Origin of the sequence: Serratia sp. AKBS12 (assembly GCF_024793895.1) — a bacterium.
GTDB lineage: Bacteria > Pseudomonadota > Gammaproteobacteria > Enterobacterales > Enterobacteriaceae > Serratia_F.
On the sequence record NZ_JANUSB010000015.1, the window covers coordinates 209,681 to 233,697 of the forward strand.

The window sequence follows — 24,017 nt, forward strand, 5'->3', positions numbered from 1 at the left end:
GAGGCAATGATGAACAGAATCATTAACCATCCCGATCGCGTGGTAGAAGATGCGATCCAGGGGTATTTGCAGGCTCACCCCGACTATTTCTGCGCCACCGACAATGCGCGCGTGCTGAAATATCCCGCCGCACCGCTTGCCGGCAAGGTGGGGATCGTCACCGGCGGCGGCTCCGGCCATGAGCCGGCGTTTTTAGGCTATGTCGGCAAAAACATGCTGGATGCCGTGGCGATTGGCGAGATATTTTCCTCGCCTACCGCCGGCGCCTTTCTGGATGCATTCAAGGCTGCCGATGGTGGCGCCGGCGTTGCGTGCCTGTACGGCAACTATGCCGGCGACAATATGAACGTCAAAATGGCGATGAAAAAGGCGTCTGCGGCAGGCATCAGCGTGAAAACGGTGGTGGCCAATGACGATGTGGCGTCGGCACCCGCCAGTGAAATGGACAAGCGTCGCGGCGTCGCCGGGGAAATTCTGATGTGGAAGGTCGGCGCCGCCGCGGCTGCCAAAGGCTATGATCTCGATGGCGTCATCGGCGCGGCACAAAAGGCCATAGACCATTGCCGTTCAATTGGCGTCGGCCTCAGCTCTTGCACCATTCCCGCCGTCGGCAAACCCAATTTTCATATCGATGACGGCAAGATGGAAATCGGCATTGGCCATCACGGCGAGCCGGGGATAGAAGTTTCCGCCATTCAGTCGGCGGCGGAGATGGCGACCACCATGCTGGATTTCGTGCTCGGCGACATGCCGTTAACCAAGGGTGACGAGGTGGTAGTACTGGTTTCCGGCCTGGGCGCGACGCCGGTGATGGAGCTGTATATCTATTACGGTGAAATCGCCCGGCGCCTGGCAGAACGCGGTATTCAGGTGCATCGCCGTTACGTTGGCAACTACTTCACCTCGCTGGAGATGATGGGGGTTACGCTGACGCTGATGAAGCTGGATGATGAACTCAAAACCTTGATGGATGTGCCAAGCCAATCGTTGGGCCTGACCCAGACGGAGTGATTTTATGACCGAATATATTTCGACGCAGCATGGTAATGAGATTGTGGACAGTCTGGTGGCGGTGATTGTCAGCAACCGGGAATACCTGAGTGAAATTGATGGCGCTATCGGCGATGGCGATCACGGCATCAATATGGCCAAGGGATTTACCCTGTGTGCCGACGCCATCAAGGGGCGCAATCTGTCGCTGGCGCAGGCGTTCGACGCGCTGTCTGATGCGCTGATGGAAGGCATTGGCGGATCGATGGGGCCGCTGTACGGCAGCCTGTTTATGGGCATGGCCGACAGCGTACGAGAGCACGCCGAACTGGACGCGCCGCGTTTTTTGGCCATGCTGAAACAGGGCCTGAGCGAACTGCAGGACATCAGCAGCGCCGGCGTTGGTGATAAATGTCTGATGGACACCTTGATCCCGGCGGTGTCGGCGTTTGAACGGGCGCTGCAGCAGGGGGCGGATTTTTCCGCTGCGCTGGCGCAGATGAGTCAGGCCGCTGCCGTAGGGCGCGACGCCACGCGCGATCTGGTGGCCAAAATCGGCCGAGCCAGCCGTTTGGGGGAACGGTCGCGCGGTGTACTGGATGCCGGCGCGGTGTCTTGCTGCCTGTTGCTCACCCGACTGGCGCAGTCGGTGCAGCAGCGGTTACAGACCGTGACCGCCTGAATACTCCGCAGGGGTAGCGACGCCGGTCGAGCGATCGGCGATTGAGCGATGACCAAGGCGGCAACATGCGCATCCGCTTTGGCGCAACCTCAATGGGTTAGGGTATAATGGCAGTTCTTCAGTATTGATCCATGGGTTTAGCATGCTGAACCCATTGCCGTTAATAACTGGCCAAACTTGCCGTGGGGAAACGTGTAACGGATGGAAAAACAAACAGTGTCCCAGGATAACGAACTACTGACTGAAATTGCCGTTGCTTATTATCAGGACGAGATCACACAGGAAGAGATCGCAAAAAAGTTTGGCATTTCGCGCATTAAAGTCGGCCGTTTGCTGAAACGCGCCAAAGAAGAGGGCATCGTCGAGATCACGGTGCGCTATCACCCGGTGTTCAGCACTCGGCTTGAGCAGCAAATGCTCGAGCGCTTCCCGATTAGTCGTGCGCTGATCGCGCTTGATTATCAGGACGAAGATGAACAGCGGCGGCAGGTGGCCGCGCTGGTGTCCAATTATCTGGCGATGTCGCTGAAGGATGATATGGTGCTGGCGGTGGGCCAGGGGCGCAATGTCGCGGCCATCGCCGATCACATCGGCAGCGTGGCTGAGCGCAACTGCAAGTTTATTTGCGGCATTGGCGGTACGCACCGCCCTGGCGATGCGATCAACGCCGATCATATCAGCCGCCGACTGGCGAAGAAGTTTGGCGGCAGCAGCGAAACGCTGTACGCCCCCGCCTATGTTGAAAACCGGGCGCTCAAACAGGCCTTTATGCAAAACGGCACCATCAAGGAAACGCTGGATCGGGCGCGCAAGGCTGACGTGGCGCTGGTCGGTATCGGCGACATGAACGAAAACAGCTATATGGTCAAGTTGGGCTGGTTTACGCCACATGAAATTATCGACGCCAGCCTGAACCAGGGAGTGATTGGCGATATAGCCGGTTATGATTTCTTCAATGCGCAGGGGCAGCACGTCGACACGGTAATGAACGATCGGGTGATTGGCCTGAGCATCGACGAACTGCGTAAAATCCCCTGTGTGATCGCCATTGCTGCCGAAAATACCAAAGCGCTGGCGATCCTCGGCGCACTGCGCACCGGCGCGATTGATATCATTGCCACCAGTGCCCTCAACGTCCGCACCATCTTGAACATGTCGCAGTAAGCGGCAGATTCCCCGCACAAAAAAGGGTTCAGCGTAATGCTGAACCCGTCGCCTTTCCAACCGATTATTTGCTCAGATTGACGTCAATCGCCTGATAAAACGCGTTAGCGGTGTCGGCTACGTCCCACACGGCAAGGATAACGTGCGAACCACTGCGATCTGCAGGTATGTTGCACTGGTGAGTCACCTTGGCCGCCGGGATTGCGCCGCCGTCGTTGAATTGACAGAACGGCGTCAGATCAAACGCGGCACGGGTCAGGGGTTGTGATGCATCCCACCCCTGGCGGGTAATAAAGTAACGCCAACTGGTGGTGCTGTGGCGCGCGGTCAGATTCCAGGTGAAGGCGTTCGGGCCGCTGTGAAGGTTCAGCTTGTTCCAGCGGGTTGGCGTTTGCTGATCCAGTTCGAAGAAGGTGGATTTGTCGGCGCTGGCGATATGGCCGTCTGCCGGCCCGCTTTGCGGGAAGCCTTTCAGGCCTTCCACGCTCTGCGGTTCATATTGTACGCTGCCGCACTGGGTGTTCAGTTGCAGCTTGCACTGATACGAACGGCTGGCCGGCGACTCGACATAACCATGCGCGCTGGCCTGGTGGGAAACGCCAAACATCGCTGCGCCAAGCAGGCCGACGGACAGTAGGGTACGGGAAGTAGCGTTCATAATGACTCCTGTTGAAAAATGTTGTTTAACTGGGCTTGTTTTCACCGGCGGCGTTTTTTGCCAGAGAAAAATTAGAAATGCAGAAAACTGGCCGGCTTGTTGTATTTTTACCACCGGTTAAAAACGGTCAGAGAGGAATGTTTTATAGGCTATTAACTGAATTTATTAAGGTGATTTTTTTTGCTTTCTGGTTCAGGTTTTTTATCAGCAAGGTGAGCTGGCTGACGCCATGATGAAGTTTATTAATGGAAGGGATGAATACTCTTTCAACTGTCTAGGTCGTGAGTGGAGTATATTTCCTGTGGCAGTATTTTTGCTGTGTTTGAACTATTTTTACGTGCCAACGCCTTTGGGAATTTAGTGTCATTTTTCTTGTTGTTATTTTAAAGAGGAATTTGTATGACTAGATTATCCCTGGATGCGATTAAAATAATCAGCACCATTAAAAGTACCGGTTCGTTCTCGATGGCGGCGGAAGCCTTGCATAAAACGCCGTCCGCCATCTCGTACCGCGTTGCCAATATTGAAAGTAAGCTTTGCGTGAAGCTTTTTCACCGCAATGGCCCGATGGTGTCGCTGACCGATGAAGGGGAGTTCCTGTTGCAAGAGGGCGGCTGGATATTAAACGCGGTGCAGGATCTGGAAAGTCGCGTCAAAAATATCCCTAAGCTGGACAGTCATATTCGCATCGTGGTGGACAAACTGTTGCCACTGGACACCATCACCCAGGATATCCGCGACTTTATTGGCCATTGTCCCGGTGCCAATATTTCGCTGCAACGTGAGGCGCTGAACGGTACCTGGGACGCGCTGAAAGATAACCGTGCCGACCTGATCGTCGCCATTGGCCAAGTCCCCGACGGCGTGCAGGCGAAAACGCTGATGCTCGGCAAGCTGAACTTTGTGCTGTGCGTTTCACCCTCGCATACTTTTGCGGCGCAGAAAAAACCGGTCAGCAACAATCAGCGGTTGAATGACATTGTGGTCACCATCGCCGACAGCAGCCATCAGTTGCCAAAACGCAACGCCGGCATTTTACCGTTGCAGCGGCAACTGGCGGTGTGTGACGTGGAAAGTAAACTGGCGTTGCTCAAGCGTGGCATCGGGCATGGCTTCCTGCCGCCGACGCTGATCGAAAAAGAGCTGGCCAGCGGTGCACTGGTTGCGGTGCCGGTGGAGGTGCAAAAGGGTGACGAGATGATCTGGCTGGCCTGGCACCCGGCCAGTAAAGGGACCGGGTTCAACTGGTGGCATGAGCGGTTGACGCGTAGCAGCGACGTTCACAGTCTGATTGGGCGCGAAGTAGTGCGCGATGGCGGTTACCCTTGGCGCCACAGTTAAACGCCGTATCAAGATAACTGACCTTATTACGGGCAGGACGCGGCAATAAATAGCGTTTTGCCCACAAATTAATAACCAATAGGCAATGTCGTTGCAGGATTTATTTTTATCATTATGCCATGTTGATGTTTTATAAATCAGCCTGTTTTTCGTTGTGATGTTTTTTGATAATTAGAACATTATTAATTCATTTGCGTTGCAATAGGTTTGTTTATTAGCTTTTAACGTATCGGTGATGACCTGCCGGCGCTGTCCGGTGGGTAATAAAAACAGGAGGGGAGCGATGTCCAGCTTAGAGCCAGACGGGGTTAGCTTACTCATTTTACACGTGTGCGAATATTTACAGCCGGCATTGAATGCCATATTGGCAGGCAGCATGGCGTTATTACAGGGGGCTTATAAAAACGTGGCTATCCGCCGGCGTTTGCTAAACGCCGGGATGTGCGCATTGCTGGCATGGACGGTACGCGATGCATTGTCATTGATGGGGTGGGAATTGCAATGGGCGAATATCGCCAGCGTATTAATCGGCTTTCTTGGTGCGGATTATATCAGTGGGTTAATTAAAAAACTGATTGGTAAGAAAACGGGGGTTAAAAATGTTAAGTGAAGCGCAACCGACGCGGTTTTCCGCCCGTAGCGAACAGCGGCTGCAAGATGTCCATGCGGATCTGATTCGCGTTATGCGATTGGCACTCAATTACTCGCTGGTACCGTTTGCCATTACCGAAGGACGGCGCAACATCGAGCGGCAGCGCGAGCTGGTACGCAGCGGTAAAAGCCAGACGCTGAACAGCCGCCATCTGACCGGGCATGCGGTGGATGTGGTGGCAATGCCGGCGGGCGTGGTGTCGTGGGAGTGGGACTATTATGCGCAGATCGCCATAGCGGTACGCCGCGCAGCGCGCGAATTGGGTGTCCAGGTCGAATGGGGCGGTGCCTGGCAATCGCTGAGGGACGGGCCGCATTTCCAGTTGGCGGCCAAGGATTATCCGGCATGAGCGTCGGGTGGCAAAAACTGCTGCCGGGGGCGTTGTTGACCTTGTTGCTGGTGGCCGCAGGCCTGTGGGGATACGGCTCGTTGCAGTCGCACCGGCTGGCGCTGGCGCAGCAGCGGCTGGCCGACCAGCAGAAAACCGTAGCGCAGCAGGCGTTGCTTATCACCACGCTGCAAACCCAGGAGGCGCAGAATCGTGCGCTGATGGCGCGGTTGCAGCAACAGGAGCAGCAACTGCGCCAGCAAAGCGATAATCATCGGAGGAAATACCGTGAGGCAATTAAACATGACGCCTGCGCTGGCCGCGCTATGCCTGACGCTGTGCTTGAGCTCCTGCGCCCAGCCAACGCCACCATCCCCGATGGTGCTGCTGCCCCCTGAAGCGGTGTTTACCCCTTGCGTACAACCGCAACTGTCGGGCGATACCTGGGGAGACGCCGTGGATTATACCCTGGCATTGCAGGTGGCGCTGCGGCTCTGCGCCGGCCGGGTGGCGGCGCTCAATCTGTGGCGCGCCGGATTGCCGGCACCATAACCACGGTTTTATTCTGTTTCGTCCTGTGTTACTTGTTTTTAGCGGTTAGAAGAGAATTTCGATCAAGGTTATGGCGCGCTTCAAAGTTTGTGACGATTCTCTCACTATACTGGTTTAGCCAAAAAGTCTTACCTCAACATAAAAGTAAAAAAGCAAAGGAACCCATAATGGACGAACAGCTCAAACAGAGTGCTCTTGATTTTCATCAGTTTCCGGTCCCAGGGAAGATCCAGGTATCGCCAACCAAACCTCTGGCCACGCAGCGCGATCTGGCGCTGGCATATTCGCCGGGCGTCGCCGCACCCTGCCTGGAAATTGCGGCCGATCCGCTGGCAGCCTACAAGTACACCGCGCGTGGCAATCTGGTGGCGGTGATCTCCAACGGGACGGCGGTGCTGGGGCTGGGCAATATCGGCGCGCTGGCCGGCAAGCCGGTGATGGAAGGCAAGGGTGTGCTGTTCAAGAAGTTTTCCGGCATTGACGTGTTCGACATTGAGGTCGACGAGCTCGACCCTGACAAGCTGATCGACGTGATTGCCGCGCTGGAACCAACCTTCGGCGGCATTAATCTGGAAGATATCAAAGCGCCGGAATGTTTTTATATCGAGAAGAAACTGCGCGAGCGCATGAAGATCCCGGTCTTCCATGACGATCAGCACGGTACGGCAATCATTACCACTGCGGCGGTGCTTAACGGTTTGCGGGTAGTGAAGAAAAACATTTCCGACGTGCGGCTGGTGGTGTCCGGCGCCGGCGCCGCATCGATCGCCTGCCTCAACCTGCTGGTGGCGCTGGGCCTGCGTCAGCAGAACATTACGGTGTGCGACTCCAAGGGCGTGATTTACAAAGGTCGCGACGCCAAAATGGAAGAAACCAAAGCGGCATACGCGATTGACGACAACGGCCAGCGCACGTTGGCGGACGCCATCCCGAACGCTGACATTTTCCTTGGCTGTTCCGGGCCCGGCGTGCTGACGCAGGAGATGGTGAAGACCATGGCCAGGGATCCGCTGATCATGGCGCTGGCCAACCCGGAGCCGGAAATTCTGCCACCGCTGGCCAAGGCGGTACGTCCGGACGCCATCATTTGTACCGGCCGTTCCGACTACCCTAACCAGGTCAATAACGTCTTGTGCTTCCCGTTCATCTTCCGCGGCGCGCTGGACGTGGGCGCGACGACCATCAACGAGGAAATGAAGCTGGCTTGCGTACACGCCATCGCCGATTTGGCGTTGGCTGAACAGAGCGACGTGGTGGCCTCGGCCTATGGCGATCAGGATCTGTCGTTCGGGCCGGAGTACATCATTCCCAAACCGTTCGATCCACGCCTGATCGTCAAGATTGCGCCGGCGGTGGCCAAGGCGGCGATGGAGTCCGGCGTGGCGATGCGGCCGATTGAGGACTTCGATGCCTACGTTGAGAAACTCAGCGAGTTCGTTTACAAAACCAACCTGTTCATGAAGCCGATTTTTTCGCAGGCGAAGAAAGAGGTGAAACGCGTGGTGCTGGCGGAGGGCGAAGAAGAACGCGTACTGCATGCCACCCAGGAGCTGATTTCGCAAGGGTTGGCGTTCCCTATTCTGGTTGGGCGTCCAAGCGTGATCGAAATGCGTTTGAAGAAGCTGGGTCTGCAAATGATCCCGGGCAAGGATTTCGAAGTGGTAAACAACGAATCCGATCCGCGCTTCAAGGAATACTGGGGTGAGTACTACCAGATCATGAAACGCCGCGGCGTGTCGCAAGAGCAGGCGCGTCGCGCGGTGATCGGCAATCCGACGCTGATCGCCGCCATTATGCTGCATCGCGGTGAGGCTGACGCGATGATTTGCGGCACCATTGGCAGCTACCACGAACATTATGATGTGGTGAAAAACGTGTTCGGCTTCCGCGAGGGTGCTCACGTTGCCGGCGCGATGAATGCCTTGCTGCTGCCAAGCGGCAACACCTTTATCGCCGATACCTACGTCAATGACGATCCTACGCCGGAACAGCTGGCGGAAATTACCCTGATGGCGGCAGAAACCGTACGTCGCTTCGGTATTGAACCGAAGGTGGCGCTGCTGTCGCACTCCAGTTTCGGCACCTCCGACTGCCCGGCGGCGCGTAAAATGCGTAAAACGCTGGAACTGGTCAACGCCATGGCACCGGAGCTGGAAATCGACGGCGAAATGCACGGCGATGCTGCGCTGGTGGAAAGCATTCGTCACGATCTGATGCCGGACAGCCCGTTAAAAGGGTCGGCCAACGTACTGATCATGCCAAACATGGAAGCGGCGCGCATTAGCTATAACCTGCTACGAGTCTCTTCTTCTGAAGGGGTTACGGTGGGGCCGGTGCTGATGGGGGTGGCCAAGCCGGTGCACATCCTGACGCCGATCGCCTCGGTGCGCCGCATCGTCAATATGGTGGCGCTGGCGGTGGTCGAGGCGCAAACCACGCCATTGTGATGGCACAATGGTGAGATAACCACGGGGCGAACGGCGATTCGCCCCGTTTTTTTTAGCGCGCGGTCAGGCGTGCGGCAATCGCCCGGATATCTTGGGGGGTAGTACGACAACAGCCGCCGATCAGGCGTGCGCCGATCTGCTGCCAGTCGCCTGCCTGTTCGCTCAGGCTGCCGTGCTCGCCGCCACAGGCGTGCCAGGTTTTGCTCACCGCGTCGTAGTGTTCGCCGGAGTTCGGATAGACCAGCAGCGGAAGCGAGGTCAAGGTCGCCAGCGTCTGCAGCGCAGGCGTGACGTTTTCCAGCGCGATGCAGTTGACGCCGAGTGCCAGTACCTGCGGGTTGTGCTTTAGCAGGGAGATAACCTCGGTCAGCGGGGTACCGTCGCTGAGGTGATGGCTGTCGCGCAGCGTAAAGGAGAACCAGGCGCCGAGCGACGGGAAGTCGCGCAGCAGCGTCAGTAGTGCTTGCAGTTCATCGAACGACGGCAGCGTTTCGCACGCCAGCAGATCGACGCCGGCCTGAGCCAGCGCGGCAATGCGCGGCCGGTGGAAGGCAATCATCTCTGCCGGTGGCAACCTGTAGTCACCGCGGTATTCCGATCCGTCGGCAAGAAACGCGCCGTACGGCCCCACCGAACCGGCAATCAGCAATGGCTTGGCCTGTGGCTGCTGCGCCAGATAATCGCGGCGCGCCTGTTGCGCCAACCGCACGCTTTTGGCAATCAGCGCCAATGATTGTTGTTCATCCAGCCCTCGGCGTAAAAACCCCTGCGGTGTAGCCTGATAGCTGGCGGTAATGGCGCACTGCGCGCCGGCGTTGAAATAATCCAGATGGACCTGGTAAATCAGATCGGGATTTTCGATCAGCACCTTGGCAGACCACAGCGGATCGCTGAGATCGCAGCCGCGGGTTTCCAGTTCGGTTGCCAGCGCACCGTCTAAAATCAGTGAGCGGCCATCGGCCAGCAGTGGGGCGAGCGGGTTGTTAACCGACATGTTCTTCTCCTGCATTCAGTAATGTTTTTTCCCCGGCGGCGCGGCGGGTCAGATAATACCCGCCGTAGCACACGGCGACAAACGGCAAGCCGCAATACAGTGCGATACGCTGCTCGGGGTCAAAAGCCAAACCGATGCAGGCCAGCAGACACAGGGTAAAGCCGGCGATTGGCGTTAGCGGATAGCCGGGAGCGCGATATTTCAGCCCGGAAAGCGGTTTGCCGCTGCGTAAATACTCACGGCGGAAAGCGTAGTGCGCGGCGCAGATGCTCAGCCAGACGGCGACCACCGCAAAGCCGGAAATGGCCGACAGGGCAACGAATACCGTGTCCGGCGCGATCACGCTGGTCAGCAACGCCAGCACGCCGCCGAGCATGCTGAAGGTCAGGGCGTTGAATGGAATGCCGCGCCGGTTGACGCGTGAAAAATAGGCCGGCAGGGTGCGTTGATTGGCCAACGACCACAGCATGCGGCCAGAGGCGTACAGGCCGGAGTTGGCGGCAGACAGGATGGCGGTCAGGATAACGAAGTTGAAAATATCGGCGGCGTAAGGCACGCCAATGCGTTCAAACACCAGCACGAACGGGCTCTTTGCCACGCCGGCCTGTTCCATCGGTAACAGCGCCGCCAGCACAAATACCGTGCCGATAAAGAACACCATCAGGCGGATTACCGTGGTGCGGATTGCCCATGGCACCACTTTTTCCGGATTTTCGGTTTCGCCAGCGGCAATGCCGATAAGTTCGGTACCGGAAAAGGCAAAGTTGACGGCCACCATGGTCATCAGGATCGGTAGCGTACCGTTGGGTAACCAGCCTGAGGCGGTCAGATTATGCAGGAAAGGCGCCGGAGTACCGTCCTTCATCGGGATGATGCCGAACAGCGCCGCACCTCCAAGCACGATGAATGCCAAAATAGTGATCACCTTGATCAGCGAAAACCAGAATTCACTCTCGGCAAAGAAGCGGGTTGTCACCACGTTCAGCAAGAAGATGGCAATACAGAATACCAGGCACCACAGCCACACCGGCGACTGCGGGAACCAATACTGCATGCAGAAGCCGGCGGCGGTCAGGCTGGAGCCGAGTGCTACCGTCCAGGTCAGCCAATACAGCCACGCCACGGTGTAGCCGGTGCCCGGGCCCAGATAGCGGGAGGCATAAACGTGGAACGCGCCGGTTTCCGGCATGGCAACGGAGAGCTCACCGAGGCACAGCATGACCAGATAAACTACCAACGCGCCGATCATATAGGCCAATAGCGTGCCGAGCGCACCGGTGGTGGAAATGATATAGCCGGTGTTGAAAAACAGCCCGGTGCCGATCACGCCGCCCAGCGACAGCATCACCAGATGCCGGGCTTTCATGGTGCGTTTGAACTGCCCTTCAGCAGGCGTAGGTGATTGCTTCATATTGTATCCGTATAGACGTCTAAGCAGCTAAATGGCTAATCGTTATACCCGCTCTGCGTAATGAAATCAATGCATAGTACATCGCCAGGGGCGGTTTGTTGTTTGTAAATGATAATTGTTATCTATAATGGCCGGACGTTTTGTAAAAAGGTGACAAGATGAAATTGTGGGTTTTTGTTGTGGCGCTGATGCTGGCGGCCTGTAGTCATTCACCGGCGAACTCGCCTGCCAATCAGGTTGATGCAGCGGCGCTGCCGGGAAAAATAACCGATTTACACACCGGCCAGAGCTTGACGCCGGCGCAGCTGCTGGACCGGCTGGCGGCGGCACCGCGATTGATCGTCGGCGAGAAGCATGATAACCCCGATCATCATCGCGTTGAGCTGTGGCTGCTACAACGCCTGCCGCAGCAGCGGCCGCAGGGCAGCCTGCTGTTGGAGATGATCAATCCCGACCAGCAGGCGCGGGTCGATGCGCTACAGCAGCAATGGCGAGCCGGTGCAACGACGAAGTACAACGACTTGCCGGCTCGGCTGGGCTGGCAGGCCGGCTGGCCGTGGTCACAGTATGGCGCGTTGGTAACCGCCGCGTTGGCGGCGCCGTATCCGCTGATGTCAGCCAATCTGGATCGTAGTGAAATCAAGGCGTTTTATCAGCATCCTCAACTGCCGCCAGGGGTGGTTTCAACGTCGGCGGCAGTGCGCCAGGCGCTGGCGACAACCATTGAGCAGGCACATGGTGGCAAGCTTGACGCGCCGCAGTTGCAGGCGATGGTCGCCATCCAGCAGCAGCGCGATCGGCGGATGGCGCAACGGCTGTTGGCGGCGCCCACCCCAAGCCTGCTGATTGCCGGCGCCTATCATGCCTCAAAAGTGGTGGGGGTACCGTTGCACATTGAAGATATGCAGCCGGCGGTGAGGCCGGCGGTATTGATGCTGGTAGAGCCGGGCGCGGAGGTGAGCAAGGCCCATGCGGATTACCAGTGGGTGTTACCGGCGGCGCATTAGCGTCTGGCCTGAACCAGCCATTTATCCAGTTCGTTGGCGAACAGCTGGCGATCGCGCTGGCTCAGGGCATTCGGGCCGCCGGTCTGTATGCCGCTGGCGCGCAGGGTATCCATAAAGTCGCGCATGTTAAGCCGTTCGCGGATGGTGTCTGGCGTATAGCGTTCACCGCGTGGATTCAGCGCCACCGCGCCTTTTTCCACCACTTCGGCCGCCAGCGGGATATCGGCGGTGATCACCAGATCGCCGGCGGCGCAACGGCGGACGATTTCGTTGTCCGCCACGTCAAAACCGGCGGCTACCTGCAACGTGCGCAGGTATTTTGACGGCGGCGTGCGCAGCGGCTGGTTGGCCACCAGCGTGACCAGCGTGGCGGTACGATCGGCTGCACGGAACAGCACTTCCTTGATCACGTTCGGACAGGCGTCCGCATCGACCCAGATCTGCATGATTACTGCTCCTCCAGCCAGTCGCGTACCGGTAGAAAGTCACGATACAGCGCCGCTTCCGGGCTGTCTTGCGCCGGTTGGTAGTTATATTCCCAGCGCACCAGCGGCGGCATTGACATCAAAATGGATTCGGTGCGGCCGCCGGTTTGCAGGCCAAACAGCGTGCCACGATCCCACACCAGATTGAATTCGACGTAACGGCCACGGCGATAGAGTTGGAACTGGCGCTCCTGCTCGCCCCAGGCCATAGACTTGCGTTTGGCGACGATCGGCAGGTAGGCGTCGAGGAAGCCGTCGCCGACCGCGCGGGTAAAGGCGAAACAGTGGTCGAAATCCGGCGAATTCAGATCGTCATAGAACAGCCCACCGATACCGCGTGCTTCATTGCGGTGCTTGATGAAGAAATAATCGTCGCACCATTTTTTGTATTGTGGATAAACCTGCTCGCCGAACGGAGCGCACAGCTGCTGGGCGGTACGGTGCCAGTGCACCGCGTCCTCCTTGAAGCCGTAATAGGGCGTCAGGTCAAAACCACCACCAAACCACCAGACCGGCGCTTCGCCCGGCTTTTCAGCAATGAAAAAACGCACGTTGGCATGACTGGTGGGGATATAGGGGCTGAGCGGATGGATCACCAGCGACACGCCCATTGCCTGGAAGCTGCGGCCGGCCAGTTCGGGGCGATGCGCGGTGGCGGAAGCCGGCAGCATTGCGCCGGAAACGTGTGAAAAGTTCACCCCGGCCTGTTCGAACACCGTACCGTTGGTCAGCACCCGGCTGCGGCCGCCACCGCCTTCTGCCCGTGTCCAGCGGTCTTCAGTAAACTCGGCGCCGCCGTCGGCCTGCGCCAATTGCTGACAAATGCGTTTTTGCAGCGCCAGCAGGAAGGATTTTACTTCAGCGATGTCAGGTAAACTCATAGGGGGTGTTCACAGCCTTATACCAATTCCGATAAGCCGCCAAGTATACCCGCAATTCGCCGCGCTGGCAGCGCTTAGCGCGGTTTACGCCGGTGGGTGTCGTAATAATCGAAGAAATTGACGATGCCATCGGCAATGGCGCGGGCGATTTTTTCACGGAATGCGTGGGTGCCTAGCAGGCGCTCTTCCTCAGGGTTGGTGATGAAGGAGGTTTCCACCAGAATCGACGGTATCGATGGCGATTTCAAAACTGCAAATGCCGCCTGCTCGGTGCCTGGGCTGTGTAAATGATGCACCGGGCGAATCTGCCCCAGTACATGGCGGCCAAGCGTCAGGCTGTTATTGATGGTATCGGTCTGCACCAGATCAAACAGCACCTGTTGTAGATAATTGTCCTGCTGCCGATACTTGCTGCCGGCGACCTCATCGGCGGCGTTTTCGCGTTTCGACAGGTAGCGGGCCATAGCGCTGCTGGCGCCGCGGTTGGACAGCGCAAACACCGAGGCACCGCTGGCGCTGGGGCTGGTGAAGCCGTCGGCATGGATGGAAACGAACAGATCGGCCTGATGCTGATGGGCAATTTCCACCCGTTGGTACAGCGGAATAAATTCATCCTCTTCCCGCGTCAGACGCGCGTCGAGCTGGCGATGTTGCCGCAGGAAACGGCGTACATGATTGGCGATCTCCAGCACCACGTGTTTTTCCTGCGAACCCTCGTGGCCCACCGCGCCGGAGTCAATGCCGCCGTGGCCGGGGTCGATCATCACCAGCCGTTTACTGCCGGGCGCTTTGGCCGCCGTCTTGCCGCGCGCGCTGTGCCGCAACGTAGCGGGGGGCTCAGCGGCTTGGCTGGCGCTGGATTTAGCACCCACCAGCGCCAGGGCCAGACTGGAAAGCAACAGCTGGCGGCGGGTGGTGGAAACGGCTAACGGTTTAAAATGCCGAAAGGAATTTACACTATTTTTCATGACGTTGCGCTCCGCCGCAAAGATGATTTTGCAACGTTATATCGTATTAAACTTCATTTATCGACTTGATAACTATTTCCATTTATTAACATTGTTACCGCGAATTATCAGTTTGATATTGCGTAAGTGAATAATCACGCGATAATCAGATAAACATCTTAATTAACAGCGGCGAACAACGATGGAAATTCGCGTATTTCGACAAGACGACTTTGAAGAAGTCATCACCCTCTGGGAGCGGTGTGATTTGCTGCGGCCATGGAACGATCCGGAGATGGATATCGAGCGCAAGCTGCATCATGACGCCGACCTGTTTTTGGTGGCAGAAGTGGGCGGTGAGGTGGTGGGATCGGTAATGGGGGGATATGACGGCCATCGTGGTTCGGCCTATTACCTCGGCGTGCATCCCGACTACCGTGGACGCGGCATTGCCAATGCGCTGATCAGCCGACTGGAAAAAAAACTGATGGCGCGCGGTTGCCCAAAGATTCAACTGATGGTGCGTGAAGATAACGATACCGTGATCGAAATGTACGAAAAACTGGGCTATGAGATCCAGGGCATTACCAGCCTGGGTAAACGGCTGATTGAAGATCAGGAATATTGAAGGGGAGCGGGCGGATTATCTACCGCCCGCGGCAACGATTACCGTATTTTCTTCAGGTTTTTCACGTCAACTTCGACGTTGCTCCAGTCTTTGTCCACTTTCCCTTCCAACTGCACTTTGTCTTTCGGGGTGATGGTCTGACCGTTCCAGCGCTTGTTGTCGATCTCGACGGTCAGCGTGCCGCTGGCATCGCGGAAGGTGTAGGTGTCGTCGCCGACGCGTTGCTCGATGTTGCCTTGCAGCATCACCCAGGTATCGTCGCTCATTGATTTCACTTTATCCACCGTGGTCAGCGCTGCGCTTGGGCCAGAAAAGCCGCCTTGCTGACCGGCCGCCGTCTGGGTTTGCTGTGCGCCTGGGCCGCTGAAACCACCTTGTTGAGCCAGAACCGGGGTGCTGCACAGGGCGATCAATGCCGCCAGAGTCAGTTTTTTCATCGTTAAGCTTCCTTATCTTGGTCAGTGAATCATTAACCCCGACCACCGGGGTTGGCTTGCTTGGTAGGTTAATTAAAGCATATGGATATTAAGAGCTTCTTAAGCTGGCGCATTGAAAAGGTAAACGAGTGCACCCATCTGTGGAGAACAGACGTATTAACAAGGAAGCGGCAGTGAAGCCAGCCCCGATATTTTCCCCCGATGATTACGATCAGCACGGCCTGCTGCGACTACCGCTGTGGTTTTGGGGGGTGTTGATCCTGCAGGCTCGTACCTGGCTGCTGTTTGTAATGGCTGGCGCGTCACGCCAGCAGGGGGAGAGCATGCTACAACTGTTCTATCCCGAGACCCAACGCTTTTGGTTCGGCATCGCCCTTGGGCTGCCGGCGGCGCTGGCATTCTTGCTGAGTGGGCGGCGCGCGCAGTGGCCGCGGCTGTGGCGTAGCTGGCGCTGGGTATTGATGGCGTCACTGCTGGCGGCGCTGGGCGGCTCGCTGACTGGCGTGTGGCAGCAGGACGGCAATGCGTCGGGGCTGGACGGTGTGCTGGCGTTGCTGGACGTACTGGCGTTTGCTTATCTGCTGCTGAATGTTCGGCTGAAGGCCTGCTTCGTGCCTGGCGTTGAGTGCGACTGATCCCGTCGCTTTGCGGCACTTTTCGCATTTTACGCACTCCAAGCTGGCAACCGATGGCGAAGTGCCAGCAGTTGTGAGAGGCTGACTGGCAGCACGACGCTTATAAATTGAACCGGCCTATGCCATTAAAGTTAAGGAATTACGAGATGAATATTCGCCCACTGATATTAGGGCTGCCGCTGATCCTGACCGGCTGTTCGACGATGTCCAATTTCTCATGGTCGAGCCTGTCGCCTCTTAACTGGTTTGGCAGCAGCCTTGAAGTGAGCGGCAAGGGCGTTGGCGAGATCAATGCTGGAACGCCGATGTCGGAAAGCGCGGTCAATGACGGGCTGAACGGCGACTATCGCCTGCGCAGCGGCATGGGAACCAGCAACGGGCAGATCGTCGCGTTCTATCAGGCAATGGACGGCGATGACATCAAACTGGTGATCAGCGGCGAACCGAAAGGGCACGTTCAGCGCGTTGACGTCATGGATCCTGACGTTGCCACCGAATGGGGCAGCAAGCTGGGCACGCCGTTCAGCGATATGTACAGCAAGGCCTTCGGTGCCTGTAAACCTGCTACCGGAGATGACGCCGGCAAAGTGGAGTGCGTCGCCAGCCAAAGCAAATACGTGACGTACATTTTTAGCGGCAAATGGGCCGGGCCGCAGGACATCATCCCACCTGACGACACCTTGAAAAGCTGGACGGTCAGCAAAATCATCTGGCACGCCAAAGCGCAATAATGTCATCCCGTCGCCCGCCGGGTAAGGCGGGGCTCGCCGTTTTTCTTTGCGTTTGGGCAAGGTAATCGTGCCAGCTTACGGTATGATAACCAGGTGTATCTCCACCGTCGTTGCAGTTGCAGCCAGCAACGCAGTCATTCAGTAACCGGCATCTGCGCGTGGGGCGCAGCCGGGCACCCGATCAAGGAATAAGGAAAACAACATGACACAGGTTCAGAGCGGCATCCTGCTGGAGCATTGCCGTTTTGCCATTTATATGGAAGCCATGGTTCAGGGCGAATTTGCCGATTTGCGTCAGGGCTGCAAACAGTTTTGTCAGACGCTGAGCGAACTGCAACAGCAATTCCCCGACGCGCGCCTGGGGGCGGTAATCGCCTTTGGTTATGACGTTTGGCACGATCTTTCCAGCGGCCAGGGTGCGGCGGAACTGAAGCCATTCACCGCGCTGGGCAAGGGACTGGCACCGGCCACGCAGCGCGACATGCTGATCCATATTCAGTCCCTGCGTCATGATGTCAACTTCACGCTGGCGCAGGCGGCGCTGGCGGCGTTTGGCAACGCTATCCGGATCGAAGAAGAAACCCACGGTTTCCGCTGGGTCGAAGAGCGCGATCTGAGCGGTTTTATCGACGGCACCGAAAACCCGCAAGGCGAACAGCGCGGCGAAGTAGCGGCAATTGCCGAAGGCGATCCGGACGCTGGCGGCAGCTATGTGCTGGTACAGCGTTACGAACACAACCTGCGCCAATGGTCGCGCTTTACCACCGAACAGCAACAGCAGATTATCGGCCGTACCAAGCATGACAGCGAAGAGCTGCCGCCGGAGGCGCGTCCTGATACTTCGCACGTCAGCCGCGTTGATCTGAAAGAAGACGGCAAAGGCCTGAAAATCCTGCGCCAAAGCCTGCCATACGGCACCGCCAGCGGCAAGCACGGTCTGTATTTCATCGCCTACTGCGCGCGTTTGCACAATATCGAAAAGCAACTGCTGAGCATGTTCGGCGAGCTGGATGGCAAGCGTGATGCGATGCTGCGTTTTAGCCGCGCGGTGACCGGCAGCTATTACTTCGCCCCTTCGCTGACGCGTTTGCTGTCACTTTAATGACGCTTCGCTACTGACTGAAGCCGTCTACGCCACGGAGCCGTATTTGCCGGTACCGTGGCGAGCCCCGCCAGCGCGCCGCGCTGCCCCTGCCTTATAGCATTTGATGCTTGAAAATCACTAAACGGTATATAAAAGCGTTACAGGTCTGCACCAAGTTATAAATACACTGGTCATCATCAGGGCAAAGCCCGACGAAATGACTTAGTTAGCGAAGGTGCAGAATGAAACAAACGCGGGTTAAAAATCTCATGCTGAAAGGTTGGCTGGCCACCGCGCTGTTGGCCAGCGGTACCGTTTCGGCCGCTGAATTACTCAACAGCTCCTACGACGTTTCCCGCGAACTGTTCACCGCGTTGAATCCTGGCTTCGAACAGCAGTGGAATCAACAGCATCCTAACGACAAACTGACCATCAAACAGTCGCATGCCGGTTCGTCCAAGCAGGCGCTGGCCATTCTGCAAGGCTTGCGCGCCGATGTGGTGACCTATAATCAGGTCACCGACGTGCAGATCCTGCACGATCGCGGCAAGCTGATCCCGGCCGACTGGCAGACGCGCCTGCCGAACAACAGTTCTCCTTTCTATTCCACCATGGCCTTCCTGGTACGCAAGGACAACCCAAAAGGTATCCATAGCTGGGACGATCTGGTGCGTGACGATGTCAAACTGGTGTTCCCGAACCCGAAAACTTCCGGCAACGGTCGCTATACCTATCTGGCCGCCTGGGGTGCCGCAAGTCAGGCCGATGGCAACGATCAGGCCAAAACCCGCGAGTTTATGACCCGTTTTCTGAAAAACGTGGTGGTGTTTGATACCGGTGGCCGTGGTGCCACTACCACCTTCGTCGAACGCGGTCTGGGCGATGTGCTGATCAGCTTTGAATCCGAAGTCAATAATATCCGCAAACAGTACGGCGAAGATAAATATCAGGTGATCGTACCGCCGGTGGATATTCTGGCCGAGTTTCCGGTGGCGTGGGTCGATAAAAACGTCGAACGCAACGGCACGGCACAGGCGGCTAAAGACTATCTGAACTATCTGTATAGCCCGGCAGCGCAGCAGGTGATCACCAGCTTCTATTACCGAGTTTATGACCAGCAGGCGATGGAGGCTGCCAAAGACAAGTTCCCGGCGACCAAACTGTTCCGCATCGAAGACCAGTTCGGCGGCTGGCCACAGGTGATGAAAACGCATTTCGCCACCGGTGGTGAGCTGGATCGGCTATTAGCAGCAGGGCATAAGTAATGTTGTCGTCGTTGTCCAGTAAACGGGTTCTGCCCGGATTTGGTTTGAGCCTGGGAAGCAGCCTGTTTTATACCTGTCTGATCCTGCTGCTGCCACTGAGCGCGCTGGTGATGCAACTGGCGCAAATGAGTCTGGCGCAATATTGGGAGGTGATCTCCAACCCGCAGGTAGTGGCGGCGTATAAGGTCACACTGCTGGCGGCAGGCGTCGCCAGCGTATTTAACGCGGTGTTCGGCATGCTGATGGCCTGGATCCTGACCCGCTACCGTTTCCCTGGCCGCACGCTGCTGGACGGTCTGATTGACCTGCCATTCGCCTTGCCGACGGCGGTGGCCGGCCTGACGTTGGCCGGGCTGTTTTCAACCACCGGCTGGTACGGTCAGTGGCTGGCACATTTTGATATCAAGGTGACGTTTACCTGGCTTGGTATTGCCGTTGCCATGGCCTTCACCAGCTTGCCGTTCGTGGTGCGCACCGTGCAGCCGGTGCTTGAGGAATTGGGGCCAGAATATGAAGAGGCGGCCGAAACCCTTGGCGCAACCCGTTGGCAGAGTTTTCGCCGTGTGGTGTTGCCGGAAGTGGCGCCGGCGCTGTTGGCCGGTACCGCGATTTCCTTTACCCGCAGTCTGGGGGAGTTCGGTGCGGTGATCTTCATTGCCGGCAATATCGCGTGGAAAACCGAAGTGACCTCGCTGATGATTTTCGTCCGGCTGCAAGAGTTCGATTACCCGGCGGCGAGCGCGATTGCCTCGGTTATTCTGGCGGCGTCGCTGTTGTTGCTGTTTAGCATCAATACCTTGCAAAGCCGCTTTGGCAAACGCATTGGAGGGCACTAATGGCTGACATCCCTGCCTTCAACGGCGTTGAGCGTCCGCGGGTGAACTGGGGCAAGTGGACACTGATCGCCATCGGCGCGCTGTTCTCGCTGCTGCTGTTGGTGATCCCGATGATTTCCATTTTTGCCAATGCCTTTTCCGAGGGCTTTGGCGAAATGTGGCGCAATCTGGTTGAGCCGGACATGCTGCACGCCATTTGGCTGACGGTATTGATTGCGCTGATTACCGTGCCGGTGAATCTGATTTTTGGCACCTTGCTGGCCTGGCTGGTAACGCGCTTTACCTTCCCGGGTCGCCAGCTGTTATTGACGCTGATCGATATTCCGTTTGCCGTGTCGCCGGTGGTGGCGGGGCTGATTTATCTGCTGTTTTACGGCAGTAATGGCCTGCTGGGTGGCTGGCTGGATGCGCACAATATTCAACTGATGTTTTCCTGGCCCGGCATGGTGCTGGTGACGGTGTTCGTGACCTGTCCGTTTGTGGTGCGCGAGCTGGTGCCAATGATGCTTAGCCAGGGCAGCCAGGAGGACGAAGCGGCGATCCTGCTTGGCGCTTCCGGCTGGCAGATGTTCCGCCGGGTGACGCTGCCGAATATTCGCTGGGCGCTGCTGTACGGCGTAGTTTTGACCAACGCTCGCGCCATCGGCGAATTTGGCGCGGTGTCGGTGGTATCCGGTTCGATTCGCGGCGAAACCTACAGCCTGCCGTTACAGGTGGAATTGCTGCAACAGGATTACAACACCGTCGGCTCCTTCACCGCCGCCGCGCTGTTGACCATCATGGCGATAGTGACCCTATTTTTGAAAAGCGCTCTGCAATGGCGTCTGGAACGACAGAACGCACGTCTCGAGCGGGAGGAAAATCATGAGCATTGAGATTAACAATATCAATAAATATTTCGGGCGTACCAAGGTACTGAACGACATCTCGCTCGATATCCCTTCCGGTGAGATGGTGGCGCTGCTGGGGCCGTCCGGCTCCGGAAAAACCACGCTACTGCGCATTATCGCCGGGCTGGAAAGTCAGAGCGGCGGTACGCTGGGCTTCCACGGCACAGACGTCAGCCGGGTACATGCCCGCGATCGTCGCGTAGGTTTTGTCTTCCAGCATTATGCGCTGTTCCGTCATATGACGGTATTCGACAACATCGCCTTTGGTCTGACGGTGCTGCCGCGCCGCGAGCGGCCAAATGCAGCGGCAATCAGGCAAAAAGTGGAACAACTGCTGGAAATGGTGCAGTTGGCACATCTGGCCAATCGCTATCCGTCGCAGCTGTCCGGTGGCCAGAAGCAACGCGTGGCGTTGGCGCGGGCGTTGGCTGTAGAGCCGCAGATTTTATTGTTGGACGAACCGTTCGGCGCGCTGGACGCGCAGGTACGCAAAGAACTGCGCCGCTGGCTACGTCAGTTGCATGAAGAGTTGAAGTTCACCAGCGTGTTCGTGACGCACGATCAGGAAGAGGCGATGGAAGTCGCCGACCGCATCGTGGTAATGAGCCAGGGTAATATCGAACAGGTTGGTTCGCCGGAACAGATCATGCGCGAACCGGCCAGCCGCTTTGTGCTGGAATTTATGGGCGAGGTCAACCGCCTGAATGGCGAGATCCGTGGTTCGCAGCTGTTTGTTGGCGCACACCAGTGGCCGTTGGCGTTCCAGCCGATGCATCAGGGCAGTGTCGATCTGTTCTTGCGTCCGTGGGAAATGGAAGTCGGCAGCGAAAGCAGCACCCGTTGCCCGCTGCCGGTGCAGGTGTTGGAGGTCAGCCCGCGTGGCCACTACTGGCAATTGACGGTACAGCCGATTGGCTGGCATCAGGATCCGATTACCGTGGTGCTGGCAGAAGGCAACGAACCCCCGGTGCGCGGCGGTCGTTACTATGTCGGTAGCCTGAATGCGCGTCTGTATGCTGGCGATCATCTGCTTCAGCCTGTTGCATTAGCCAAAAGCGCCTGATAATTTTTAGCAGCCAATAAATATTATCTTGAGGCAACCCACGGGTTGCCTTTTTACATTACGCAACGCACACCAACACACAGGCAACGATCGTGACAACGCTGGAACATTACATCGGCAATACCCCACTGGTAAAACTGCAACGCCTGGCTGCCGGGCTAGACTGCGAAATCTGGCTGAAGCTGGAAGGCAACAATCCGGCCGGCTCGGTCAAGGATCGCGCTGCGCTGGCGATGATCGAACAGGCAGAGTTACGCGGCGAGATAGCACCGGGTGACACGCTGATTGAAGCGACCAGCGGCAACACCGGCATTGCGCTGGCGATGATCGCCGCCATGAAAGGCTATACGCTGAAGCTGCTGATGCCGGAAAACATGAGCCAGGAGCGTCAGGCGGCGATGCGCGCCTACGGTGCCGAGCTGATCCTGGTCAGCCGCGAGCAGGGTATGGAGGGGGCGCGCGATCTGGCGCTGGCCATGCAACAACAGGGGCAGGGCAAGGTGCTGGATCAGTTCAATAACCTGGATAATCCGTATGCGCACTTTACCACTACCGGGCCGGAAATCTGGCGGCAGAGTGAACAGCGCGTTACGCATTTCGTCTCCAGTATGGGGACTACCGGCACCATCACCGGCGTCGGTGGCTACCTGAAGAGCCAGGATCCGCAGATACAAATCATTGGCCTGCAACCGGCGGAAGGCAGCAGTATTCCTGGTATTCGGCGCTGGTCGCCGGCCTATCTGCCGGGGATCTACCGCCCGGAGCTGGTCGATCAGGTGCTGGATATCAGCCAGAACGAGGCTGAGGACACCATGCGCCAGTTGGCGCAGCGTGAAGGCATTTTCTGCGGCGTCAGTTCCGGTGGTGCGGTTTCCGGGGCGTTGCGCATTGCCGCCGCCAACCCTGGGAGCGTGATCGTGGCAATCATCTGCGATCGCGGCGATCGCTATCTGTCGACTGGCGTATTCAACTAAGCCGTCTCACGGCACCTTATTTGCCATTTCCCCCTCCTGGCGCTGCATTGCGCCGGGAAATCCGTCTATTATCTCCAGTAACCCGTCTCGATTAATCATCAGCCGCTGCGCTAACGCGTGTTGGTGCTGAATCTGTCCGTTGCGCTACCCCGCCCGAGTCCGACGGCGCAACTGTAAGGATTGAGTAAAACCGGCTGCGAAATGGCCAAATAGGCGGGAAAATGGGGCAAATACCTGAAGGGGCGATAAGATAAATGAAGATTTTATTGGTCGATGACGATCTTGAGCTTGGCACTATGCTAAGTGAATACCTGACCGCGGAAGGGTTCAATGCCTCGCTGGTGCTGACCGGCAAAGCCGGGGTAGCAGGCGCGCTGTCTGGCGAATATACCGCGATGATCCTGGATATCATGCTGCCGGATATGAGCGGCATCGACGTGTTGCGCGATGTGCGTAAAAAAAGCCGCCTGCCGATCATCATGCTGACCGCCAAGGGCGACAACATTGACCGGGTGATTGGCCTGGAAATGGGCGCCGACGATTATGTGCCAAAACCGTGCTATCCGCGTGAGCTGGTGGCGCGTTTGCGCGCGGTGCTGCGCCGTTTTGAAGAGCGGCCGGCAGAGGTTGATAACGGTGCCGCGCTGGTGCTCGGTGACCTGACCCTCAACCCGTCGACCCGCAGCAGCGAATGGCAGGGTCAGGGGTTCGATCTTACCGCCTCTGAATTCAATCTGCTGGAGCTGCTGCTGCGCGCGCCGGAACGGGTGGTGTCGAAGGACGAACTGTCGGAAAAAGGCCTGGGTCGTCCACGTGAGGCCTACGATCGCAGCGTAGACGTGCATATCAGCAATATCCGCCAAAAGCTGGCTGCGCTGCCGGGTAATACGCTCAGTATCGAAACGGTGCGCAGCATCGGCTATCGGATCCGCTGA

At 57.4% G+C, this 24,017-nt stretch carries 27 protein-coding genes; 20 read left to right on the forward strand and 7 right to left on the reverse strand.

Annotated elements, in window-relative coordinates; all coding sequences use genetic code 11:
• Window positions 1–9 precede the first annotated feature (9 nt).
• From NYE85_RS10860 to NYE85_RS10870, 3 genes are all read left to right on the forward strand, one after another.
• Window positions 10–1,011 (forward strand): dihydroxyacetone kinase subunit DhaK, encoded by a 1,002-nt coding sequence (locus NYE85_RS10860; RefSeq protein WP_259006303.1) that lies wholly within the window; start codon window positions 10–12, stop codon window positions 1,009–1,011.
• Window positions 1,012–1,015: 4 nt separating this feature from the next.
• Window positions 1,016–1,672: a dihydroxyacetone kinase subunit DhaL gene (gene dhaL, locus NYE85_RS10865; protein ID WP_259004743.1), complete on the forward strand. Its 657-nt coding sequence runs from the start codon at window positions 1,016–1,018 to the stop codon at window positions 1,670–1,672.
• A 201-nt stretch (window positions 1,673–1,873) separates the two neighbouring features.
• Window positions 1,874–2,836 (forward strand): sugar-binding transcriptional regulator, encoded by a 963-nt coding sequence (locus tag NYE85_RS10870; protein WP_259004744.1) that lies wholly within the window; start codon window positions 1,874–1,876, stop codon window positions 2,834–2,836.
• A gap of 64 nt (window positions 2,837–2,900) precedes the next feature.
• On the opposite strand, the gene NYE85_RS10875 is transcribed toward NYE85_RS10870, so the two are convergent.
• Window positions 2,901–3,494, reverse strand: a complete 594-nt coding sequence (locus tag NYE85_RS10875) for a lytic polysaccharide monooxygenase (RefSeq protein ID WP_259004745.1) — start codon at window positions 3,492–3,494, stop codon at window positions 2,901–2,903.
• A 399-nt stretch (window positions 3,495–3,893) separates the two neighbouring features.
• Between NYE85_RS10875 and NYE85_RS10880 the strand changes: the two genes are divergently transcribed.
• The 6 genes from NYE85_RS10880 to maeB all read left to right on the forward strand — a co-directional run bounded on the left by NYE85_RS10880 (window position 3,894) and on the right by maeB (window position 8,814).
• Window positions 3,894–4,835: a LysR family transcriptional regulator gene (locus NYE85_RS10880; protein WP_259004746.1), complete on the forward strand. Its 942-nt coding sequence runs from the start codon at window positions 3,894–3,896 to the stop codon at window positions 4,833–4,835.
• Window positions 4,836–5,118: 283 nt separating this feature from the next.
• Complete coding sequence (locus tag NYE85_RS10885; protein ID WP_259004747.1) at window positions 5,119–5,445, forward strand: phage holin, lambda family; 327 nt, start codon at window positions 5,119–5,121, stop codon at window positions 5,443–5,445.
• A complete protein-coding gene (locus NYE85_RS10890) occupies window positions 5,435–5,836 on the forward strand; it encodes a M15 family metallopeptidase (RefSeq protein WP_259004748.1) in 402 nt (133 codons plus the stop codon). The genes NYE85_RS10885 and NYE85_RS10890 overlap by 11 nt, the downstream gene beginning before the upstream one ends.
• Window positions 5,833–6,213, forward strand: a complete 381-nt coding sequence (locus tag NYE85_RS10895) for a hypothetical protein (protein ID WP_259004749.1) — start codon at window positions 5,833–5,835, stop codon at window positions 6,211–6,213. The genes NYE85_RS10890 and NYE85_RS10895 overlap by 4 nt, the downstream gene beginning before the upstream one ends.
• Entirely contained in the window at window positions 6,194–6,367 is a 174-nt protein-coding gene (locus NYE85_RS10900; RefSeq protein WP_259004751.1) for a hypothetical protein, read from the forward strand. Before NYE85_RS10895 ends, NYE85_RS10900 begins: the two co-directional genes overlap by 20 nt.
• Window positions 6,368–6,534: 167 nt before the next feature.
• Entirely contained in the window at window positions 6,535–8,814 is a 2,280-nt protein-coding gene (maeB, locus tag NYE85_RS10905; protein ID WP_259004752.1) for an NADP-dependent oxaloacetate-decarboxylating malate dehydrogenase, read from the forward strand.
• 52 nt (window positions 8,815–8,866) lie between these two features.
• On the opposite strand, the gene mmuM is transcribed toward maeB, so the two are convergent.
• Entirely contained in the window at window positions 8,867–9,808 is a 942-nt protein-coding gene (mmuM, locus tag NYE85_RS10910; protein ID WP_259004754.1) for a homocysteine S-methyltransferase, read from the reverse strand.
• Window positions 9,798–11,219: an S-methylmethionine permease gene (mmuP, locus tag NYE85_RS10915; RefSeq protein WP_259004756.1), complete on the reverse strand. Its 1,422-nt coding sequence runs from the start codon at window positions 11,217–11,219 to the stop codon at window positions 9,798–9,800. The genes mmuM and mmuP overlap by 11 nt, the downstream gene beginning before the upstream one ends.
• A 158-nt stretch (window positions 11,220–11,377) precedes the next feature.
• Between mmuP and NYE85_RS10920 the strand changes: the two genes are divergently transcribed.
• On the forward strand, window positions 11,378–12,226 hold the full coding sequence (locus NYE85_RS10920) for a ChaN family lipoprotein (protein ID WP_259004757.1): 849 nt from the start codon (window positions 11,378–11,380) through the stop codon (window positions 12,224–12,226).
• Here the strand turns inward: NYE85_RS10920 and NYE85_RS10925 are convergent.
• From NYE85_RS10925 to amiA, 3 genes are all read right to left on the reverse strand, one after another.
• Window positions 12,223–12,672, reverse strand: a complete 450-nt coding sequence (locus tag NYE85_RS10925) for a YaiI/YqxD family protein (protein ID WP_198773508.1) — start codon at window positions 12,670–12,672, stop codon at window positions 12,223–12,225. The genes NYE85_RS10920 and NYE85_RS10925 overlap by 4 nt on opposite strands.
• A 2-nt stretch (window positions 12,673–12,674) precedes the next feature.
• Complete coding sequence (hemF, locus tag NYE85_RS10930; RefSeq protein WP_259004759.1) at window positions 12,675–13,592, reverse strand: oxygen-dependent coproporphyrinogen oxidase; 918 nt, start codon at window positions 13,590–13,592, stop codon at window positions 12,675–12,677.
• A gap of 74 nt (window positions 13,593–13,666) precedes the next feature.
• Window positions 13,667–14,560 (reverse strand): N-acetylmuramoyl-L-alanine amidase AmiA, encoded by an 894-nt coding sequence (gene amiA / locus NYE85_RS10935; RefSeq protein ID WP_259004761.1) that lies wholly within the window; start codon window positions 14,558–14,560, stop codon window positions 13,667–13,669.
• Between the two features lie 181 nt (window positions 14,561–14,741).
• On the opposite strand from amiA, the gene NYE85_RS10940 reads away from it, so the two are divergent.
• The gene (locus tag NYE85_RS10940; protein WP_259004762.1) at window positions 14,742–15,167 is read left to right on the forward strand and encodes a GNAT family acetyltransferase; all 426 of its coding nucleotides are present in this window, start codon (window positions 14,742–14,744) and stop codon (window positions 15,165–15,167) included.
• Between the two features lie 38 nt (window positions 15,168–15,205).
• Here the strand turns inward: NYE85_RS10940 and NYE85_RS10945 are convergent, their stop codons facing one another.
• Window positions 15,206–15,604 (reverse strand): YgiW/YdeI family stress tolerance OB fold protein, encoded by a 399-nt coding sequence (locus NYE85_RS10945; RefSeq protein ID WP_259004764.1) that lies wholly within the window; start codon window positions 15,602–15,604, stop codon window positions 15,206–15,208.
• A gap of 173 nt (window positions 15,605–15,777) precedes the next feature.
• On the opposite strand from NYE85_RS10945, the gene NYE85_RS10950 reads away from it, so the two are divergent.
• From NYE85_RS10950 to NYE85_RS10990, 9 genes are all read left to right on the forward strand, one after another.
• Entirely contained in the window at window positions 15,778–16,239 is a 462-nt protein-coding gene (locus tag NYE85_RS10950) for a DUF2919 domain-containing protein (protein WP_259004765.1), read from the forward strand.
• 146 nt (window positions 16,240–16,385) lie between these two features.
• Window positions 16,386–16,970 (forward strand): RpoE-regulated lipoprotein, encoded by a 585-nt coding sequence (locus NYE85_RS10955; protein WP_259004767.1) that lies wholly within the window; start codon window positions 16,386–16,388, stop codon window positions 16,968–16,970.
• 202 nt (window positions 16,971–17,172) lie between these two features.
• On the forward strand, window positions 17,173–18,072 hold the full coding sequence (locus tag NYE85_RS10960; RefSeq protein ID WP_259004768.1) for a Dyp-type peroxidase: 900 nt from the start codon (window positions 17,173–17,175) through the stop codon (window positions 18,070–18,072).
• A gap of 224 nt (window positions 18,073–18,296) precedes the next feature.
• Window positions 18,297–19,319, forward strand: coding sequence for a sulfate ABC transporter substrate-binding protein (locus tag NYE85_RS10965; protein WP_259004769.1), 1,023 nt, complete (start codon window positions 18,297–18,299; stop codon window positions 19,317–19,319).
• 2 nt (window positions 19,320–19,321) lie between these two features.
• Window positions 19,322–20,155, forward strand: a complete 834-nt coding sequence (gene cysT / locus NYE85_RS10970; RefSeq protein ID WP_259006304.1) for a sulfate/thiosulfate ABC transporter permease CysT — start codon at window positions 19,322–19,324, stop codon at window positions 20,153–20,155.
• The gene (gene cysW, locus NYE85_RS10975; RefSeq protein WP_259004770.1) at window positions 20,155–21,030 is read left to right on the forward strand and encodes a sulfate/thiosulfate ABC transporter permease CysW; all 876 of its coding nucleotides are present in this window, start codon (window positions 20,155–20,157) and stop codon (window positions 21,028–21,030) included. Before cysT ends, cysW begins: the two co-directional genes overlap by 1 nt.
• The gene (gene cysA, locus NYE85_RS10980; RefSeq protein ID WP_259004771.1) at window positions 21,020–22,108 is read left to right on the forward strand and encodes a sulfate/thiosulfate ABC transporter ATP-binding protein CysA; all 1,089 of its coding nucleotides are present in this window, start codon (window positions 21,020–21,022) and stop codon (window positions 22,106–22,108) included. Before cysW ends, cysA begins: the two co-directional genes overlap by 11 nt.
• Window positions 22,109–22,200: 92 nt before the next feature.
• On the forward strand, window positions 22,201–23,082 hold the full coding sequence (gene cysM / locus NYE85_RS10985; protein WP_259004772.1) for a cysteine synthase CysM: 882 nt from the start codon (window positions 22,201–22,203) through the stop codon (window positions 23,080–23,082).
• Window positions 23,083–23,336: 254 nt separating this feature from the next.
• Window positions 23,337–24,017, forward strand: coding sequence for a response regulator transcription factor (locus NYE85_RS10990; protein WP_259004773.1), 681 nt, complete (start codon window positions 23,337–23,339; stop codon window positions 24,015–24,017).